Annotated in this window: 16 protein-coding genes and 1 riboswitch; of the genes, 14 read left to right on the forward strand and 2 right to left on the reverse strand. The window is 65.8% G+C overall.

Annotated features, from left to right (window positions below):
• Window positions 1-31: 31 nt before the first annotated feature.
• Both QDT69_RS32000 and QDT69_RS32005 read right to left on the reverse strand, forming a co-directional pair.
• Window positions 32-247, reverse strand: coding sequence for a hypothetical protein (locus QDT69_RS32000; RefSeq protein ID WP_279710454.1), 216 nt, complete (start codon window positions 245-247; stop codon window positions 32-34).
• Window positions 248-269: 22 nt separating this feature from the next.
• Window positions 270-668 carry a hypothetical protein gene (locus QDT69_RS32005; RefSeq protein WP_279710455.1) on the reverse strand — a complete coding sequence of 133 codons (399 nt, stop codon included), beginning with the start codon at window positions 666-668 and terminating at the stop codon, window positions 270-272.
• A gap of 347 nt (window positions 669-1,015) precedes the next feature.
• Here QDT69_RS32005 and QDT69_RS32010 point away from each other — a divergent pair, with 347 nt between their 5' ends.
• The 14 genes from QDT69_RS32010 to QDT69_RS32075 all read left to right on the forward strand — a co-directional run bounded on the left by QDT69_RS32010 (window position 1,016) and on the right by QDT69_RS32075 (window position 19,857).
• Window positions 1,016-2,734 carry a peptidoglycan-binding domain-containing protein gene (locus QDT69_RS32010; protein WP_279710456.1) on the forward strand — a complete coding sequence of 573 codons (1,719 nt, stop codon included), beginning with the start codon at window positions 1,016-1,018 and terminating at the stop codon, window positions 2,732-2,734.
• 950 nt (window positions 2,735-3,684) lie between these two features.
• Complete coding sequence (locus tag QDT69_RS32015; RefSeq protein WP_279710457.1) at window positions 3,685-4,572, forward strand: helix-turn-helix domain-containing protein; 888 nt, start codon at window positions 3,685-3,687, stop codon at window positions 4,570-4,572.
• A 399-nt stretch (window positions 4,573-4,971) separates the two neighbouring features.
• Window positions 4,972-10,002, forward strand: a complete 5,031-nt coding sequence (locus tag QDT69_RS32020) for a calcium-binding protein (protein ID WP_279710458.1) — start codon at window positions 4,972-4,974, stop codon at window positions 10,000-10,002.
• Between the two features lie 5 nt (window positions 10,003-10,007).
• Window positions 10,008-10,577: an invasion associated locus B family protein gene (locus tag QDT69_RS32025; protein WP_279710459.1), complete on the forward strand. Its 570-nt coding sequence runs from the start codon at window positions 10,008-10,010 to the stop codon at window positions 10,575-10,577.
• Window positions 10,578-10,656: 79 nt separating this feature from the next.
• Complete coding sequence (locus tag QDT69_RS32030) at window positions 10,657-11,370, forward strand: hypothetical protein (protein WP_279710460.1); 714 nt, start codon at window positions 10,657-10,659, stop codon at window positions 11,368-11,370.
• A 122-nt stretch (window positions 11,371-11,492) separates the two neighbouring features.
• The gene (locus QDT69_RS32035) at window positions 11,493-12,365 is read left to right on the forward strand and encodes an AraC family transcriptional regulator (protein WP_279710461.1); all 873 of its coding nucleotides are present in this window, start codon (window positions 11,493-11,495) and stop codon (window positions 12,363-12,365) included.
• 123 nt (window positions 12,366-12,488) lie between these two features.
• Entirely contained in the window at window positions 12,489-13,685 is a 1,197-nt protein-coding gene (locus QDT69_RS32040; RefSeq protein ID WP_279710462.1) for a CaiB/BaiF CoA-transferase family protein, read from the forward strand.
• 64 nt (window positions 13,686-13,749) lie between these two features.
• A complete protein-coding gene (locus tag QDT69_RS32045) occupies window positions 13,750-14,490 on the forward strand; it encodes an SDR family NAD(P)-dependent oxidoreductase (protein ID WP_279710463.1) in 741 nt (246 codons plus the stop codon).
• 4 nt (window positions 14,491-14,494) lie between these two features.
• Window positions 14,495-15,139, forward strand: coding sequence for a glutathione S-transferase family protein (locus tag QDT69_RS32050; protein WP_279710464.1), 645 nt, complete (start codon window positions 14,495-14,497; stop codon window positions 15,137-15,139).
• A 286-nt stretch (window positions 15,140-15,425) separates the two neighbouring features.
• Window positions 15,426-15,536, forward strand: a riboswitch (guanidine-I (ykkC/yxkD leader).
• Between the two features lie 78 nt (window positions 15,537-15,614).
• Window positions 15,615-16,688, forward strand: a complete 1,074-nt coding sequence (locus tag QDT69_RS32055; RefSeq protein WP_279710465.1) for a putative urea ABC transporter substrate-binding protein — start codon at window positions 15,615-15,617, stop codon at window positions 16,686-16,688.
• 46 nt (window positions 16,689-16,734) lie between these two features.
• Window positions 16,735-17,553, forward strand: a complete 819-nt coding sequence (locus QDT69_RS32060; RefSeq protein ID WP_279710466.1) for an ABC transporter permease — start codon at window positions 16,735-16,737, stop codon at window positions 17,551-17,553.
• The gene (locus tag QDT69_RS32065; RefSeq protein ID WP_279710467.1) at window positions 17,550-18,383 is read left to right on the forward strand and encodes an ABC transporter ATP-binding protein; all 834 of its coding nucleotides are present in this window, start codon (window positions 17,550-17,552) and stop codon (window positions 18,381-18,383) included. Before QDT69_RS32060 ends, QDT69_RS32065 begins: the two co-directional genes overlap by 4 nt.
• Entirely contained in the window at window positions 18,380-19,225 is an 846-nt protein-coding gene (locus tag QDT69_RS32070; RefSeq protein WP_279710468.1) for an urea amidolyase associated protein UAAP1, read from the forward strand. Before QDT69_RS32065 ends, QDT69_RS32070 begins: the two co-directional genes overlap by 4 nt.
• Complete coding sequence (locus QDT69_RS32075; protein WP_279710469.1) at window positions 19,222-19,857, forward strand: urea amidolyase associated protein UAAP2; 636 nt, start codon at window positions 19,222-19,224, stop codon at window positions 19,855-19,857. The genes QDT69_RS32070 and QDT69_RS32075 overlap by 4 nt, the downstream gene beginning before the upstream one ends.
• Window position 19,858: the final 1 nt, after the last annotated feature.

Raw genomic sequence — 19,858 nt, forward strand, 5'->3', positions numbered from 1 at the left:
CGCGATAACGATTTGCAAGATGGTTACAAATCTACGATGGCGGCGCGGTCCATTTATTGAGACTTTCGTCGACGGTAAAAACACCGGGTTCCCGCGCCTGGCTCGGAACAAACGTGTTCGACGTTTGATCGGCATCCCGAATGGTTCCGAGCACGCGCAGGATCACGATGTCGCGGATGTTGCTGCCGCTGACGGCGCCAGCGTCATGCCCGACGAACCGCCGCGGGCATCCGCCATGCCCGCGCAATTCGGCGAGCTTCTACCCGGTCTCACCAACGATGCCAGCGATGATGCCAGCGGTGGTAGGGGCCGCCATAGAAGGCGTATGCCGGTCGAACCACGTGACGATAGCGGTAGCCGTAATAGGCCGGGCTGTATCCGCTATAATATGTCGTGGTGTAGCCGCCGCCCCAGCGATACGGCGCGTCGTAGCCGTAGTCGTAAGCGTAACCGGGCGCGTAGTAGGCGGGCGCGTAGTCATAGCCATAGCCGGGGTAGCCATAGGCTGACGAGGCGAGGCCGCCGACGACTGCGCCGGCAATCAATCCGCCTGCGAGCGCGGGACCCCATCCTCCGTGTCCCCATCGTGCTTCGGCGGGCGCGGGGGCTGCGATAGCGCCCACCCCGAGCGCGCCGACTGTTGCAAGAACAAGGGCTGTTTTCCTCATGACGTCCTCCTCGATAGTGATTGCCCAGCCGGTCAACGGGGCAGGGTGGCAATGGTTGCCAATCGCCACGCGCCTGCGGGAGGCGGCAATCGGTTCCTTGAGCGGGATCAGGACGATTCCGCCGCAGTTCCCCGATGCGAAATGTCGCGTCGAGCGCGTTTCTAGGAACGGCGAGGGCGGCGACGCTGTTTCTTCGTAACGCAGGTTCACTGGTCGAGTCGCGTGCACGCTTGCGCCGCGCATCTCACCGGCCCTGTTGGAAAGCGGCTTTTGCGGCGATAGCGCTGGTCATTACGTGCCAGCTTTCGCGAACCCGGTAGCCGTCGAACTTTTAGGAGGAATCCGCAATGCAGAACCGAATCATGAAGAGCAAATTGCTGCTGACGACAGCCATCCTGTTCGCCGGCGTCAGTCTCGCATCGGCGCAAGGCATGCGCGAAGGTGCAGGCGGCGGCGGCATGGGTGGTGGTGCGGGCGGCGCGGGCGCCGGAGCCGGTGCTAGCGAACACGGACCGTCCGCAGGATCATCAGGCGGACATGCCGGCGGCGCAATGCATGGAAGTCCCGGCCCGTCGCGAAGCGAAGGCATGACGGTCGGCCAGGGCGCGGGCGCAAGAGAAGGCGCAGGCGCAAGAGAAGGTGGCCGCGCTGAAGGTCGGGTCGGCGGCGGCGCAGCCGGACGCGTGCAGGGCCAGACCACCGGGCAAGCCCGCGAAAGCGGCCGGTTGCAGGAGAGAGGCGATCGACAGAGCGAGCGCGCTCAGGGCCGGCAGGAGCAGACCGTCGGCCAGGGCCGAAGCCAGCGCGAGCAGATGGGCCGATCTGAATCCCGCGAACGCAGCAACGCGACAGCGCGGCAGAGCCAGCAGCAGGAGAACCGCGCCAACGCCGCGAACCGCAGTCAGGGCACCACAACGGGCCAGGCGTCGGGGCAAGGCAAGGGTGCGAGCACAACGACCGGCCAGAGCACGACAGCCGGCAAGGGCACACCGGCTGGCCAGAACACCAGAGCCGGCCAGACCACGGGCGCGGCCACCTCGCAGTCCGGCACGACGCAGGGCCAGGTTAACTCCGGTGCCAAGTCCGGACAGGTCAATTCCGGACAGACCACCGGTCAGGCCCAAGGACAAGCCGGTGCAAGTGCTCAGACCCAATCGAATGCCGCGGTCCAGACCGAGGCCGGGCGCACCGTGACCGCGCAACAGCAAAGCACGATCCAGCGCTCCGTACTGTCGGCGCGCAACGCGCCGCGCGTGAACGTCAACGCGATCAACTTCGCGGTCAATCCGGGCGTGGTGGTGCCCCGGAGGTTCAACGTCGTGTCGGTCGCCGCCTTCCCGGTGCTGATCGATGCGTTCCCGGACTATCGCGACGACAGCTTCTTCGTCGTCGAGGATGAAGTCGTGTTCCTCGACCGCGATCGCCGCGTGGTCGACGTGGTCCCGGTCGGACCGCGGACGCGCTTCAGCCACCATCGCGGTCGCAGCGATAGCTATGCGATGATGGATCTGAACCCGCAGCAGATCCGCGAGGTGCAGCAGGTGCTGATCGACCGCGGCCTGCTGGTCGGCGAGGCTGACGGTGTCATGGGAACGCGGACCCGCGAGGCGTTGATCACGTTCCAGCGCCGGGAGGGCATCGCGACCAGCGGAAGTGTCGACACGCACACGGTTGCCGCATTGGGCCTGTCGGACCGGATCGGCCAGGGTGCGGGGCGAGAGCCGTCGACGGTCGGCCGGGGCGGCGCACGGCAGCAGCCCGCCGAGCAGGGCACGACCGGGCAAACGCGGGATGGACAAACAACGGGACAGGTGAACTCGCCGCAGAGCCAGTCATCATCCGGCCGGACCGGAAATGAGCCATCCGCTCAACAGCAGGCCCCGGAGCACAATACGACAGGACAGGCTGCGCCGCGCAGCCAGTCCACCGTTGGTCAGGGCAGCGCCAACCAGCCAGGCGCCGGCCGGGACAAGCAGTCCAGCCAACCTGACCAGAGCAGCAATCCGCCATCGTCCGGCGCAGGCCAGAGCACGCAGACGCCGGCGCAAAACCCCGATCGGAAATAGGATATTCGGATCGGAAACAGGATGCTCGAGCAGGAGCCCCGCCGCATGGCGGGGCTCCTTTCTTGAGGCATCCCTACTTTCGCGCGTCGTGTGTCCAGCGGGAAGTTCTTCGCAACGTGATGAGCCGTTGTGACCTTCGTCATCTCGACGTTCAAATGAGAATGCCGCAACGTGCGACAACATTTGCGCCTCGTGCAGCTCACGTATGCCGTCCGCATGGATTGCATTCACGTTGCACCTGGTGAGATGCTGCATGATTAGGCAAATGTCCTTGGTCGCGGTCGCCGAGGAACCCGTGCGCGGGATTCTCGATGTGTCATGTACCGTGCTTAGATCGCGTCTCGCTTATGACGTTCGTTTCGTCTCGGCGCGGAGATCGAGAAAATTTTCCGAACAGTCCGCGACGATGCGTTGCCCGATCGCATCGCATGAAGGCAAATTTTGAATTTCCGCACGACGCACGTCGTCGCCCCTCTGGTCCTTGCACAGATTGTTCTCTAGATCAGTCGAGCCGACCCGGTGACGGAGCTTCCGAGCCGGATCGGCTGTGACGCGACAATGCAATGACGCGACAATGATGAATGCCATGTGTGAGCACGACTGCCGCAGGAACCATCGGCCCTATCAGGAGCGGCCGGCATAAGCGGATGATGTCCGCATCCAGAACATGCTGCTTCCTTGTCCGCCAGAAAATTGCCAGCCCGCCAGTGGCCGGCGACGCAACCATGGGAATGCCCCCTCGTTGAGACGACGTTCGTCGTTTGCGACAGCGGGGACGAAAGTACATGCAACAAGACGACAACACGCCGGTGAGCGCAGCGAAGCTCCTGGAACAAGTTCCCTTGCCTCGCGAACCTCGAGACATCAGGGACGTAGCCCCGGCGCCACCGCGACTTTTCACGACACGGCCCTATCCGCCGTCTGAGCAGTTCGAGGTCTGGAAGACGCGCATGGCCTCGCTGGTCGACGTCGCGCCGCCCGAGGGGCACAGTCCTGCGCAGGGCTTCGAGGTAGAATATCTGACCTGCAACATGGCCGATGTCGTCTTCACGTCAGGCCGATTTGCCGCGCAAACATTCGCGCGCGCGACCCAGCCGTCGCAGGGCACGCCGGTCGATATCTGGTGGCTGTTCCGGGTGCGCGCCGGCGAAGCCCGGTTCGAAACCGCGGAGCGGCGGATTCATGCCGGACCAGGCGCGCTGTTCCTGATCTCGCTCGATGACGATTTCCGCGGCAGCATCACGAACTATGATGGGCTGTTGATGGCTTTGCCGCGCAGGTCGTTCGCAGGCGTGGCGGACCAGCTTGGGGAGATCAGCAATGTCCTCCTTTCGGGCAACCTGATCGAACTGTTGACCGACTACCTCGACCGACTCGAGACGCGCCTGATCCTGATGTCCCCGGAGGAGTTGCGGCAGGCGGGACGGGCGACTGCGCAGATGATTTCCGCCTGCATTCAGCTGTCCTCGGATCGGCTGGAGCAGGCGCGCGGTGCGATCGAGTCGGTGCTGTTCGAGCGTGCGCGTCTTTATATAGAGACGCATCTCGGCGACTTCGACCTGACGCCGGATCGAATCGCGCAAAAGTTGAAAATCTCGCGATCGAACCTATACCGGGCATTCGAAAGCGTCGGCGGCGTAGCCGGCTACATCATGCGCAAGCGCCTGCACGCTGCGTATGCCGAACTCGTCGGCAGTCCCGACCGGCAGGTGCAGGAAGTCGCCTATCGCCATGGCTTCAAGCTGGCGTCCGATTTCACGCGCGCGTTTCGCCGCGAATTCGGCGTCAGTCCTCGCGAGATGCGCGAACACGCGCGCCGCACATCAAGCGCAAGTTGATCTCCCGCTCGAATCATCCAATGGCGCAGGCGTGGACGCGGGGCGTGCGTAGTGCACGGTCGGATTCATATGACACGTCCGCGCACCGTGTGTCTTAATGATCGTTCAACTTGTGAGACGATCTGCCATCTATTTGGACGGCCTGCTGAGTGACGTTGTCAAATATGTGTCTATCATTTTCCGTTATGACGACTCGGGGCAAATTGGTGGGGCAGTCGAGCGAGCGCTGGGTGGCAAGATGCGCTCGTTGAGTTTGACACATCGTTCGCCAGGACCGGAAGACGAGCGCGGATCGCGTGCTCATGACGTCTCCATACGCGTGTCCGGCGGGACCGCATTCGGTCTGCTGTGGCACGGCACCCCCGACGTCTCGACCAGATGTCATCAAAGGGGCGCACCATGTCTGCCGCACAGACTCCGACTGCATCGCTGAAGCGTCACGGCCGTACCGGCTTCGTCCGGAGCTGGGTCGCGTCCGGTGGCGCGGATAGCCGCTCGCTGCGGCGTCGGCTGCTCGCCGTGCTGCGTCAGGCGCATCGGACGCTCGGCATGAAGCGCGACCGGCTTGGGCTCGGGTCGCTCGGCGCGGGCGCAGTGCTTGCCGTGATGACAATGATGTCCCCGCAAGGGGCGTTCGCGCAGGTCGCCATCGGCAACGGGGTTTTGAGCAACCCCGCCAACTGCACCAGTCCCACCGCGGCAACCGCCGGCAGCACTGCAATGGGTTGCGGCGCCAACGCCGCTGGTGCCAACGCGACCGCCATCGGCACCGGCACCAACGCAAATGGCCAGAACTCGCTTGCGATCGGCGATTCCAACACGGCGACCGGAGATGGTTCGATCATCGTGGGCTATGCCAACTCCGTGAACGGCCTCAATGCGATCGGCATGGGCGTCTTTGCGAACGCAGTCGGCACCAATGCCCTTGCCGTCGGCGGCAACGCTCACGCCAACGGGGACGGCTCGAGCGCCTTCGGCGTCAACACGTCTGCAAATGGGCCGGGTGCGACCGCGATCGGCAACGGCTCCAGCGCGACCGGCACCGGCGTCATGGCGCTGGGATTGGGCGCCGCGGCGACATCATCAAACGGTGCGGCCATGGCCTTGGGGTCCGGCGCCAGGGCAATCGCCGGGACGGGCGGCGGCTCTCCGATTGCCATCGGCGTGAATGCCAATGCAAGCGGGACCGCGCCCGCCGGTTTCACGTATGAGGCCGTTGCGCTCGGCACCGGTTCCACCGCGACGGGTCCGTGGTCGACCAGCGTCGGCCCGAGTTCATCCGCGACGGGGACCGGGGCCAGCGCGTTCGGAACATCGGCCGCGGCTACGGCAAACCAGGCCACCGCGGTCGGCAACGGCGCGAAAGCCTCCGCTGTTGGGGCCGCATCCATGGGATACCTCGCCAATGCGAGCGGCTCCAACGCCGCCGCCTTCGGCATCCAGTCCACCGCGTCGGGCACCAGTTCATTGGCGGCTGGCAACCTCTCCAGCGCGTCGGCCGATTTCGCCGTCGCCGTGGGTAACCAGGCGCAGGCGCAGGCGACCGGGGGTGCGGTCGCGATCGGATCGGGCGCAATTGTCGCCAGCACGGCGACCAGTGGCGTCGCGCTCGGTAACAACGCGAACTCCGGCGGCACCAATTCGGTCGCTACAGGTGCCGGAAGCAACGCCGGCGGTGCCAACGCCTTTGCAGGGGGCTTTAAGGCCAGCGCGGCCGGCACAAGTACGGTGGCGCTCGGCAACGCCGCCAGCGCACCGAGCGCGAACGCCATCGCCATCGGAAATACCGCGGCCACGGGCAACATTGGCGATATTGCGGTGGGTGCGGGATCCCTTGCCAGTAGCACGAACGCGCCCGGCGCCGGGGCCGCGACGGCGATCGGTGCCAGCACTCAGGCGAACTATTCGGGCGCGACGGCGCTGGGAAGCGGGGCCAATGCGGCTGGGCAGGCCGCTACCGCGCTTGGCGACGCCACTTTTGCGGCGGGCGTCGCGACCGCCGTCGGCCCCAACGCGCGCGCCGCCGGCCAGGGGGCTGTAGCGCTCGGCTGGGGCGCGGCCGGTGGCGACCAGGAGGCGGTCGCGCTGGGCGCCTTCAGCAATGCGGCAAGCGTCCACAGCATCGCGGTCGGAAATGCGGCCAAGTCGACGGCCTCCTCCAGCACTGCGATCGGTGATACCGCCTCGGCGACCGGCCAAGCCTCCGTCGCGATCGGCCTCACCGCGAGCGCCACCGCGCAGAGCGCGATCGCCGTCGGTAACAATGCCGCCGCCAATTCCGCGAATTCCGTCGCCGTGGGCACCAACTCGGTGGCGACCGGCGGCCAGGCGGTCTCGATCGGCGCCAACAACGTCGCCTATGGCAACGGCGCCGTCGCAATCGGCGATCCCAGCTATGCCAGCGGCACCGGCGCCTTCACCGGCGGCGCAAACAACATCGCCAACAGCGACGGCACCGCAAGTGCCACCGCCGCCAACCAGGCCGCCGGCGCCGTCGCGATCGGCAACAACAACAAGGCGATCGGCCAGGGCTCCGTCGCGCTGGGCAACGGCTCCACCGCGGGTGCCGCCGGTCTCGCAGGCAATGTCGCGCTGGGCAATGGCGCAACGGCGGCGGCAAGCTCCGGTGACGTCGCGCTCGGCTCCGGCAGCGTCACCGCGGTCGCGGTCCACACATCAAATGCCGTTGTCAACGGCATCACGTATGGGAACTTCGCCGGCACCACGCCCGGATCCACGATCAGCGTCGGCGCGGTCGGCGCCGAGCGCACCATCACCAACGTGGCGGCTGGCCGGATCACGCAGGCCTCGACCGATGCCATCAACGGCTCGCAGCTCTACAGCGTCGCCAATACGCTGACGAGCCAGATCGCCGCCGGCGCCATCCACGACTACAGCGTCAACAGCACGACGCCGGGAACGGACACCAACTACAACAACGCCGGAGCCACCGGCGCCAACGCGCTGGCGTCCGGCGTCAGTGCGAGTGCCGCCGGCGCGAGCAGTGTTGCGGTCGGCACCGGCGCCGCGGCCCGGGGATCATCCGACACGGCACTCGGTTCGGGCGCGCTTGCGGCGTCGCTCAGCAATCAGCCGCTGACCGGGGCGATTGCCATCGGTGCGGGGCAAGCCACGAATGATGGCGCCATCGCGATCGGCGACGCCTTCGGCGGCGGTCCGAAGGCATCCGGTCGCGATTCGATTGCTCTCGGCACTCAGACCACCGCGTCAGGCTTTGCATCCACCGCCGTTGGCCCCCTTGCGACGGCATCGGGCACCAGCTCCTTTGCCGGCGGTTCGTCCGCGACGGCCAGCCAGGCCAATTCGATCGCGCTCGGTGCGCTCGCGAATGCTGGTGCGCAAGCCGGCGACGTCGCCCTCGGCGCGGGTTCGGTGACGGCAACGGCGGTCAAGACGGCGGGCATCACCATCGGCACCACCAACTATGCTTTCGCTGGCAACAACCCGCTCTCGACGGTCAGCGTCGGCACCGTCGGTAACGAGCGCACCATCACCAATGTCGCGGCGGGACGGATCAGCAATGGCTCGACCGATGCGATCAACGGTTCGCAGCTGTTTGCCGCCACCTCGGCGATCGACAGCCTCTCGACCATCGTCAGCAACGGCCTGACGCATTATTACGGCGTCAACGACGGCGGCACCCAGAAGGCCAACTACAACAACAACGGCGCGACCGGCGTCAACTCGATGGCGGCGGGCGTCGCCGCGTCGGCGACGGCGGCGAATTCCACCGCGCTCGGCTTCAACACCCAGGCCACTGTCGCCGACGGCGTCGCGATCGGCTCGGGCTCGATCTCCAACCGCGCGCTCGCGCCGGCTTCCGGCACCATCGGCGGCACCATCATTCCTTACAACACCACCGATCTCACGCTGCTCGGCGCGGTGTCGGTCGGCAATGCGGCGAGCTATCGCCAGATCACCAACGTGGCCGACGGCACCCAGGGCAGCGACGCCGTCACCGTGCGGCAGCTGACCGGCGCGCTGACATCGTTCGCGACCACGACGACGAAATACTTCCACGCCAACTCGACGCTCGCCGACTCGCTCGCGGTCGGCAACAACTCGGTCGCGGTGGGACCGCAGACCGTGGTCAATGGCGACAACGGCATCGGCATGGGATTTGGCGCCACCGTGGCCCAGACCGCGCCCGGCGGCATCGCGATCGGCCAGAATTCGGTGTCCAACTTCGCCGACTCGATCGCGTTCGGAACCAATGCGCAGGCGAGCGGCATCCAATCGGTGTCGATCGGCGCCGGAGCCCAGACGACCAACCCGACCAGTGTCGCGCTCGGCCCGAATGCCAAGGCGACGGCGCAGGCCGGCGACGTTGCGCTCGGCGCCAATTCGACCACCTCCACGGTGGTCAAGACCGCGAGCACGTCGATCGGCGGCACCACCTACAATTTCGCCGGCACCAATCCGACGTCGACTGTCAGCGTCGGCAGCGCCGGTGCGGAGCGCACCATCACCAACGTCGCCGCGGGCCAGATCACCGCGACCTCGACGGACGCGATCAACGGCTCACAGCTGTGGGCCACCAATGTGTCGCTCAGCAATCTCTACAACACCGTCAACAACATCAGTGGCGGCGGCGGTGGCATCAAGTATTTCCACGCCAATTCGACGGCGGCGGATTCCATCGCGACCGGTGCGCAGAGCGTCGCGATCGGACCGCAATCGGTCGCAAGCGGTGCCAACGCGATCTCGATGGGCAACGGCTCCGCCGCCTCGGCCGACAATTCGGTCGCGATCGGCGCCGGCGCCAAGGCAACGGCGGCCAACTCGCTGGCGCTCGGTGCGAACTCGACCACCACGGCAAATCTCAGCGATGCGGCCTACACGCCTGTTGTCGGCAAGTCCGTCGCCGGGGTTGCGACCGGTGAAGTGTCGGTCGGCTCGTCCGGCGCCGAACGCCGCGTCACCAATGTCGCCGCGGGCTCGGCTGCGACCGACGCGGTCAATGTGAGCCAGCTGCAGGCGGTTGCGTCGAGCTCGATCCGCTACGACACCGATGCCGCCGGCAACACCACCAACAGGGTGACGCTGAACAGCGGCAGCAGCGGGCCGGTGACCATCAGCAACGTGGCGGCGGGCGTCGCCGGCACCGATGCGGTCAACGTCAACCAGCTCAACAGCGCGTTCCAGCAACTCAACGGCCAGATCGGCGAGGTGCGGCAGGACGCCTGGCGCGCGGCGGCGATCGGCATGGCGGCGGCATCGCTGCGCTATGACGACCGGCCCGGCAAGATCAGCGCATCGGCTGGCGGCGGCGTCTGGCGCAGCCAGGGCGCGCTCGCCTTCGGCATCGGCTACACCAGCGAGAACGGCCGGCTGCGCACCAACGCGGCCGCGACGACCGCCGGAAGCGAATGGGGCGTCAGCGCCGGCGTGAGCCTGACGCTCAATTGACCCTGATGGCGACGAGGCGGCTGGCGTGCCTGGTTTTGGCGATCTGGCTCGGCGAGGCGGCGGGCGCGGACGCGCAGTCGGTGCCGCCGGCCGCCTACGCCGTCAAGCCATCGGACGTCATGGTGCCGGAAGGCGAGACGCTCGGCGAGTTCAGGCGGATGATCCAGCCGTTCAAGAACTGGACCCTGATCTGCGACGAGAGCCTGAAATCGAAGCGCCGGGTCTGCAACGTCACGCAGACGATCGTCAATGCGCAGGGCGCGGTCGCGTTCAACTGGTCGCTGATTGCGACCGCCGACGGCAAGCCGCTGATGGCGATGCGGATTCCCGCGGCCGCCGGGGCCGGCGCGCAGATCGAGCTCGCGATGGGTGACAGTCCCGATCGCATCGTCGCGCAGACCGATCGCTGCGACGCCAATTTCTGCTTCGCCACGATCGCGATCGGCAACGTGCTGAAGCGACACATCCGCGCCGCGACGCCGTGCCTCGTGTCCTATCCGCTTCCGCAGAGCGGGCCGATCATGCTGGAGGCGCCGCTGGACGGACTGTCCGGCGTGCTGGCGAAACTCAAATGAAGCGAGGTCGGACATGCGGATGTGGAATTCCGGTATCCGGCTCGAGACTGAAGTGCGAAGTGAAAAGGAAGAATGGTCGATGCGGCGCACCCTTGGATTGATCTTTGTTGCGGTCGTCGTGGCCGCGCTCGGTGCCGCCGGCGTCGTGGTCTATGCGCAGCAGGCGCAGCCGGTACCGTTGCAGCCTGTTGCACCGGCGCCGGCCAAGAAGCCTGCCGCCGCTGCCAAGCCGCAGCCGCACAAGTCGCGTGCGCCGGAGGCGCAGACGCCACCCTCTGCAGCGGCATCCGTTCAGCCGCAGCAGGCGGGACAGCAGCCGACCGTGTTCGACGAGCACGCGCGGCAGGGCAACATCGTGACCTGCGCCAATCTGTTCGGGACGCTCGGCCGCGGTCTTGCGATGAACTCCAACTACACCGCGCAGTCGCAGTGGGACGCCAAGGCCGGCAATTCGCATTCGGTACAGTCGCTGGTCTCGCTCGCACCGAACCAGGCCCCGCAGGGCAACCAGGCCCCGCAGGGCAATCAAGCCGCGCAGGGCAATACGGCCCAGCAGGCCGCCGGTATCGTGTTTGCCGCACCGGTCGGGTCGTCCTGCGAAGGCAATCTGGTGCGGGTGACGCCGCGGGCGGAAAACTGCTCGACGGTTTCCGCCGAACTCGCCAAGCTCAACGGGCAAAGCGGCGCGCTCGGTGAACTCGCGACGATCGCACTGCCGAACGGCGCGCAGGTGGTGCTGATTCCGTTCGGCAATGCCTGCGTCGCAGTGACCGCGCTGCGGGTCGCGGGGTAAACGTCGTCTCCGCCCGGCTAACATCTTGGCGATCAGCTATCAAAGGGGCTGGATTTCCGCCGTCGGATAGTCAATTCTGATTTGGAACTTACCATCCGTGCCAAACGCGGAGGAGATGTCCCATGGAGGAAGCGCGTCCGGAGCGGTTTGTCCGCCACGTCGGCGGGGAGCTCGTGTCCTCGGTCATCGCCAAGTCAGAGCCGATCAGGGTCGAGCTGCTCAGCCGGACCTCCCGGCCCCGCATGAACTGGCACTTCCGCCAGCCCGAACTGACCCTGTTCTGGTTCCGCAACGGCTGCTCGCGGTTGCAGGCCACGATCAATGGCCGACCGGTTGAACATGAATTTTCCGAAACAGCAAATCTCGCGCTATTCCCCGCCGGCACCGAGATCGAGGGGGAATGGTCGGTCGGACCGGCCTTCGACTATGTCGTCGTCTTCCTCGATCCGCTGTTTGTGCAAAGCCGTCTCAACGGCCTGATTGAACGGCCGGCGATTGCGTTCGGCCATGACCAGCTCTCCCGCGGTCTCGCCGAGCTCAGCCAGGAAGTCGCCACGCCCGACAATCTGTTCGATCTGTTTGCCGAGGGCTGGGCCAGCCAGGCGCTGGCCCATATGGCGCGGCTGTCGCGCGGCGTGGAGGCTCCGAAGCCGCTGAGCCGCGGCGGACTGCCGGCGCTGAAACTACGGAGGATCGAGGAGTTCGTCCGCGCAAACCTCGGCGAGACGATTTCGTTGTCGGCGCTGTCGGATGTCGCCGGCCTGAGCAAGCGGCATTTCCTGCGCGCGTTCCAGGAGAGCACGGGCACCAGCCCGCATCGCTATGTGCTCGGCCTGCGTATCGAAGCGGCCAAGCGGCGCCTCAGCGACACCGACGAAAGCCTGACCAGCATCGCGCTGGCGTCGGGCTTCAGCCACGCCCAGCATTTCTCGTCGGCGTTCAGGCAGGCCACGGGCATGAGCCCATCCGTGTTCCGGCAGCAGCGCCGGGCCTGAGTTTCGGCGCTTTTCCGCAAGTCGCGGCGTTTTCCCGCAAGCGTCTGGGGCTGCGCCGTCGTAAGCCGGGGTGGTTGCGATCGAGAATGGGTCGCGTCCATGCATCGGAGAAGGAAGCAACGCATGTCAGGGCCATTGGCGGGAGTTCGGGTACTTGATCTGACCGGCGTCGTCTCCGGCCCGTTCGCGACGATGTTTCTCGCCGACCAGGGCGCGGATGTGCTGAAGGTCGAGCCGATCGGCGGTGACATCACCCGCCGCAGCCGGGCCAATGTCGACAAGACCGGCGAGTTCTCGGCGCTGTTCATCTCGTCGAACCGCGGCAAGCGCTCGCTTTCGATTGACATGAAGACCGATGCCGGCCGCGACGTGCTGGGCAAGCTGGTTCGAGAGGCCGACGTGCTGGTGCAGAATTTCCGGCCCGGCACGATGGAACGTCTCGGGCTCGGCCCGGACGAGGTGCGCAGCAAGAATCCACGGCTGATCTATGTCTCGATCAGCGGCGTCGGCGAAGACGGGCCATATGCCAAGAAGCGCGTCTATGACCCCATCGTGCAGGCGCTGTCGGGCTTCTGCGATGTGCAGGCGCAGCCCGTCACCAACCGCCCGCAGATGATCCGGACCATCGTCGCGGACAAGACGACGGCGGTCTATGCCGCGCAGGCGATCACGGCGGCGCTGTATGCCCGCGAGAAATCCGGCCGCGGCCAGCACATCCAGGTGGCGATGCTCGATGCGATGATCGCCTATCTCTGGCCCGAAAGCATGATGCAATACACGGTGGTCGGCCGCGAGCAGACCGCGTCGGATCCGAACGATCGTCCCGATCTCGTGTTCCAGACCTCGGACGGCTATCTCACCTGCGGCACGATCTCCGATTCGGAGTGGCAGGGCTTCTGCAAGGCGACCGGCGATCCGGAGCTTGCTGCGGACGAGCGTTTTGCGACGCCTGCCTCGCGCTCGGTCAATGCGACGGCGCGCATCAACAAGATGCAGGACTATATCGGCAAGCATACCACCGCCGAATGGCTGGCGCGGCTCGATGCAGCCGACGTGCCGTGCGCGCCGATCCTGCGGCGCGGCGAAATCATCACCAACGAGCAGGTGGTCGCCCGTGGGCTGATCGCGGAGTTGGAGCAGCCCGGCGTCGGCACCGTGCGGCAGCCGAAGCCCGCGGCGCGCTTCGAGGTCGATGCCGCGGCGATCGGCGGCCCGGCGCCGCGCATCGGCCAGCACACGAGACAGGTGCTGCGCGATCTCGGCTACAGCGATGGCGCCATCGAAGCGATGATCGCGCAGAAGGCCGTACGCGCGGTCTGAACGGCCGCGCCGCGCAACGTCAGCATTGTCGAACTGAAGAACTACCGTCGGTGGGAGATGTCCTATGGCCGAGACGAACAAGACTGCCTTGCTGGTTGGCGCGGGCGATGCGATCGGCGCCGCGGTCGCGCGGCGGTTCGCCGCCGGCGGCTACTCCGTGTGCATCGCGCGGCGCGATCCGGCGAAATCCAGCGGGCTGGTGGAGGAACTGACGCGCGCTGGGGGCAAGGTGCATGCATTCGCCGTCGATGCGCGGCGCGAGAGCGAGGTGCAGGAGTTGTGTGAGCGGGTCGAGCGCGAGATCGGGCCGATCGAGGTCTGCCTGTTCAATGCCGGCTCGAACGTCAAGAAGGACCTGCACGAGACCAGCGAAAAACTGTTCTTCAAGGCCTGGGAGCTCGCCTGCATGGCCGGATTCCTGGTCGGACGCGAGGCGACGCGGCACATGCTGCGGCATGGTCGCGGCACCATGCTGTTCACCGGCGCGACCGCGAGCGTGCGCGGCGGCAGCGGCTTTGCGGCCTTTGCGTCCGCGAAGTTCGGCCTGCGCGCCGTGGCCCAGGCAATGGCGCGCGAACTCGGGCCGAAGAACATCCATGTCGCCCATCTCCTGATCGATGCCGGTGTCGACAGCCCCGCCATTCACCAGCGGATGGCCGACAGGGGCATCGACGCGTCAGGCATCCCGCCGGATTCCTTGACGAAGACATCCTCGATCGCCGAGGCCTACTGGTTCGTGCACCAGCAAAGCCGCGATGGCTGGAGCCATGAACTCGATCTGCGGCCGTCGGTCGAGAAATGGTGATGCCATGCCGGAGACGCTGACGCTGTGGGGCGTGGGGACATCGCGGACGATCCGGGCCCATTGGGCGTTGCACGAACTGGGACTGGACTATCGCTGCAAGCCGATCCTGCCGCGCTCGGGCGAAACCAAGACGCCGGAATACACACTGCTTAACCCGCGCCAGAAGATACCGCTGCTGCAGGACGGCGACTTCACGATCGGGGAGAGCGCCGCGATCGTCGCCTACCTGTCGCGCACCTATTCCAATCCCGATGTTTCGCTGGTGCCGGTCGAAGCCCGCGATTTCGCGCGCTGGCTGGAATGGTGCTTCTTCATCGTGGCCGAATTGGACTCGACCAGCCTCTATGTGATGCGCCGCCACGGCCTCCAGGGCCTTGCGCATATCTATGGCCATGCGCCCGACGTGGTCGGTAAGGCCGCGGAATACTTCCGCCAGCAACTCAGGCACGTGGAAGTCGCGCTGTCGGATGGCCGCAGATATCTGATGGGCGATCAGTTCACCAGCGCGGACATCCTGCTGACGACCTGCCTGGTGTGGGCGATCGATTACGGCGTCGGGGTCTGCGATGTCGCCACACCCTATCTCGACCGCGTCACTGCGCGGCCGGCCTACAAGGAGAGTGTCGCGGTCAACACCGTGAAGATCTGACCGGTCCTATCACCGCCTTGCGCCGCCGGCATCGCACGTCGGCGCAAGACCATGGCGGCCGTGCAGGCCACGCCAGAGGTTGCCGCATAGGGCACTCAAGAGCTTACGCATCGAACATCCCCCTTGATGTCATCCTGCTGATGACGCCGATGAAATGACAGAGCCATTTGTGGGCAGGCCTGCGCAGTTTTTGAGCAGAGCGCCTTTGCCGTCGAACGACGCGCGTTGGAAAATCCTATGAAATTCAAACGCCGGCTCTGTGGCACGCCTCGTGCATCGAAGAAGCTGAGTTGGCCGCTAGGGTTCCGATCTTGCCAGGCAAGATGCTGGTCCGAGAGCAGCCGCTTGCGGGGGAGACATCCCCGCAGGTGCACGGCGGGATAAAAGCCCGGGAGACCTCGTCAGCCAAGGGATTGGCGGAGCGATGGTCTTTTCGCCAGTCCCTTTTTGTGAAGTTTCGCAAGAGGGATCGGCAATGAACAAGTTCTCTTTATTCCTTCGCTCTGTTGTCATCGGCTGCGCGGTCGTGCTCGCGGCCGCGCCTGCGGCCGACGCCGCGCCGAAGAAAAGCTTCAAGGTCGCCTGGTCGATCTATGTCGGATGGATGCCGTGGGGCTATGCGGCCGACACTGGCATCGTCAAGAAGTGGGCCGACAAATACGGCATCACGATCGAGGTCAAGCAGTTCAACGACTACGTAGAATCGATCAACCAGTACACCGCGGGCGGCTATGATGCCGTCACCATCACCAACATGGACGCGCTGTCGATCCCAGCGGCCGGCGGCGTCGACACGACAGCCGTCGTGATGGGCGACTTCTCCAACGGCAATGATGCCGTGATCCTGAAGAACAAGTCCGACCTCGCCGCGATCAAGGGACAGACGGTCAATCTGGTCGAGTTCTCGGTGTCGCACTATCTGCTGGCGCGGGCGCTGGAGACCAGCAAGCTGAGCGAGAAGGACGTCAAGGTCGTCAACACGTCAGATGCCGACATCGCGGCCGCCTACAAGACGCCTGATGTCAATGCAGTCGTGACCTGGAATCCGATCGTGACGGAAATCCTCGGCTCGCCCGACGCCAGGAAAGTGTTCGACTCCTCGCAGATCCCCGGCGAGATCATGGACCTGATGGTGGTGAACACCGCGGTTGCCAAGGACAATCCGGATTTCGCCAAGGCGCTGGTCGGCATCTGGTACGAGACGCTGTCCAGGATGACGGCGAACGATCCCGCCGCGAAGGCCGCCAAGGAGGCGATGGCCAAGGCCTCCGGCACCGACCTCGCCGGGTTCGACAGCCAGCTCTCGACCACCAAACTGTTCGACAAGGCAACCGACGCCGAAGCCTTTACGCGCAGCAAGACCGTTGGAGCGACCATGGATCGGGTCCGCAAGTTCCTGTTCGAGAAGGATCTGCTCGGCAAGGGCGCGAAATCGGCCGATGCCGTCGGCATCGAGCTCGCCGACAAGTCGGTGCTGGGCGACAAGGCGAACGTCAAGCTGCGCTTCGACCCGACCTACATGGACGAAGCCGCCAAAGGCAAGCTCTGAGAGCAAGCTCTGACGCCACGGCGCGATCCTCACGCAGGAGCCGACGATGCGACTTGTGAACATACGGCCGGGACGGCAGACGCGATTTTATCTGCTCGCGCTACCGTTCCTGTTGGTCACAATCGCCTACTTCGCCGGCTCCAGCGCGCGGCTCGCGCAGAACCCGAACGACAAGCTGCTGCCGGCGCTGCCGAGTATGGTGCAGGCGGTCAAGCAGATGGCGTTCGAGGTCGACCCGCGCACCGGCAGCTATCTGATGGCCTCCGACACCGTCGCCAGCCTCGGGCGGCTGGGGTCGGCGCTTTTGATCTCGACGGTGGCGGCGCTGGTGCTCGGCATCGTGATCGGGCTATTGCCGGGCGCCAATGCCTTGCTCGGTCCGTTCGTGTCTGTCACCTCGATGGTGCCGCCGCTGGCGCTGTTGCCGATCCTGTTCATCGTGATGGGGTTGGGGGAAAACTCGAAGATCGCGCTGATCGTGATCGGGACGCTGCCCTGCATGATTCGCGATCTCGCCATGAAGGTGCAGGAGCTGCCGCGCGAGCAGATCGTCAAGGCGCAGACGCTCGGCGCCTCGACCTGGCAGATCGCGCTGCGCGTCGCGATGCCGCAAACCCTGCCGCGGCTGATCGACGTGCTGCGGCTGCAGCTCGGCCCGGCGTGGCTGTTCCTGATCGCGGCCGAGGCGATCGCGTCCGATTCCGGTCTCGGCTACCGGATCTTCCTGGTGCGGCGCTATCTCGCGATGGATGTCATCATCCCCTACGTCGCCTGGATCACGCTGCTCGCATTCCTGATCGATGTCGGCCTGCGCGTCCTGCAACGCAAGGCGTTTCCCTGGTTTGCCTCGGTGAGGGCGGAATGAGCGCAATCCGGTTCGACGACGTCTGGAAGGAATATGGCGACCACATCGTGCTCGAGCGCATCACGATGGAGGTTGAGCCGCGCGCCTTCATCGCGCTGGTCGGCCCGTCTGGCTGCGGAAAGACCACACTGCTGCGCATGCTGCTCGGTGAGGAGCAGCCGAGCCGCGGCCGGATCCTGGTCGACGGCAAGCCGCTGCCCGGCGAACCGGATGCCGATCGCGGCGTGGTGTTTCAGCGTTACTCGGTGTTTCCGCATCTCACCGTGCTGCAGAACGTCTTGCTCGGCCGCGAGCTGCGCGATGCCAAGTTCACCGCCCGCCTGTTCGGCATCGCGCGCCGCGCCGCCGCCGACGATGCGATGAAGCTGCTCGCCGAGGTCGGGCTCGCCGGTCAGGAGAGCAAATATCCGTCCGCATTGTCGGGCGGCATGCAGCAGCGCCTCGCGCTGGCGCAGGCGATCATGCGCGGTCCAAAGATCCTGCTGCTCGACGAGCCGTTCGGCGCGCTCGATCCGGGCATCCGCGCCGACATCCACCTGTTGATGAAACGGCTCTGGAACGAGACCCATCTCACCGTCGTGATGGTGACGCACGACCTCAGCGAGGCCTTCGGACTCGCGACGCGGGTGATCGCGCTGGAGCGGTCACGCAACCGGCCCGAGGAGCGCGAGCGCTACGGCGCCACGGTGTCGCGCGACCTCGAAATCTTCCCGCGCCGCAGCGCGGAGCTGCGGTCATCGGTTCAATCAGCTCCGGCCGGGACGACCCGGTCAGGCAAGGAGCATCAGCCGGGACGGCCCGGCGCTCTCGTCTTGAAGGAGCAACCATGATCCTCACAGAGGAACAGAAGGCCGAGGTCGCGGCGCACACCCGACGCTACAATGAGCTGAAAGCGGCGGGGCAGGAGCATGCGCCGCGCGCGTTGCCGTCGCCCACGTCGCGCGACGGCGCGCCGATCCCCACTGATGAGATCATTCATCGCGAGGTGATCCCGGCCGGCTGGTACTGGACCACGCGGCTGAACCGCGGCGATACGCTGCGGATCGTCAACACGTCGGGGACGTCGACCGTGAGCCTGCTCGCCTGGAATGCGGCCGATCCCAGTGAACGGCTCAACCACGCCGACACCATCAAGGTGCAGTGGGCGGCGCGGCTGCAGAAGGGACGGGTGCTGCTATCCGACATGGGGCGTGCGCTGCTCGGCATCACCGAGGATACCAGCGCCGCGCATGATGCCGTGGTGGGCGGCTCGACGGCTGCGACCAACCAGGCACGCTACGGCGACGGCAATTTCCGCAATACGCGCGACAACTTCATTCTCGCGGCAAGCAAGCTCGGGCTCGATCGCCGCGACGTGCATCCCTGCGTCAGCTTCTTCGCGCCGGTTGCGATCGACGCCGAAGGCAAGTTCGTCTGGTCGGAGCAACGCAGGCAGCAGGGCGACTTCGTCGATCTGCGCGCCGAGATGGATCTGCTGATCGCGCTGTCAAATTGTCCGCATCCGCTCGATCCTGCTGCGACCTATCCGCAGGCGAGCGTGGAAATCGTGCGCTACCGCGCCGATGTGCCGGCGGCGGACGATCTTTGCCGCACCGCGACCGCGGAGGCGGTTCGCGCCTATGAGAACAACGCGCTCTATCTCGGCGAAATCCTGGAAGGAGCCGCGCGATGACCACGCAATCCGTTCGGACCGGCCGGGTCGTCCTCGACGTCGAGATTCCCGCACGCAAGCCGTGGTCGGCCATCATCCGCAAGGGCCAGACCCTGCGGATCACCGATACCCACGGCCAGCAGGCGGTCGATACGCTGTTCTACCGTGCCGATGATTTCGGCGAGCGCTACAGCGGCCAGGATACGCTGCGCGCACAGGGCTCGGCCTATGTCGGGCTCGGCACAAGGATCATGTCCAACGAAGGCCGCGTGATGCTGCGCGTCACCGCCGACAGTTGCGGCCTGCACGACACATCGGCCGGCGCCTGCTCCTGCGAGAGCAACACGGTGCGGTTCGGGCACCAGACCCGCTACCAGCACGCCTGCCGCGAGAACTTTGTGCTGGAAGCCGCGAAATACGGCCTGTCGAAGCGCGACATCGTGCCGAATTTGAACTTCTTCATGAACGTGCCGATCGATCCCGCCGGAAACTTCACCGTGGTCGACGGCGTCTCCAAGCCCGGCGACGCCATCGAGCTAGTCGCCGAGATGGACGTGCTGTGCCTGATCTCGAACTGCCCGCAGATCAACAATCCCTGCAACGGTTTCTTTCCGACGCCGGTGCAAGTCACGATCTTCGAGCCGGAGGCGTGAG

The sequence above is a fragment of the Bradyrhizobium sp. CER78 genome, assembly GCF_029846235.1.
GTDB lineage: Bacteria > Pseudomonadota > Alphaproteobacteria > Rhizobiales > Xanthobacteraceae > Bradyrhizobium.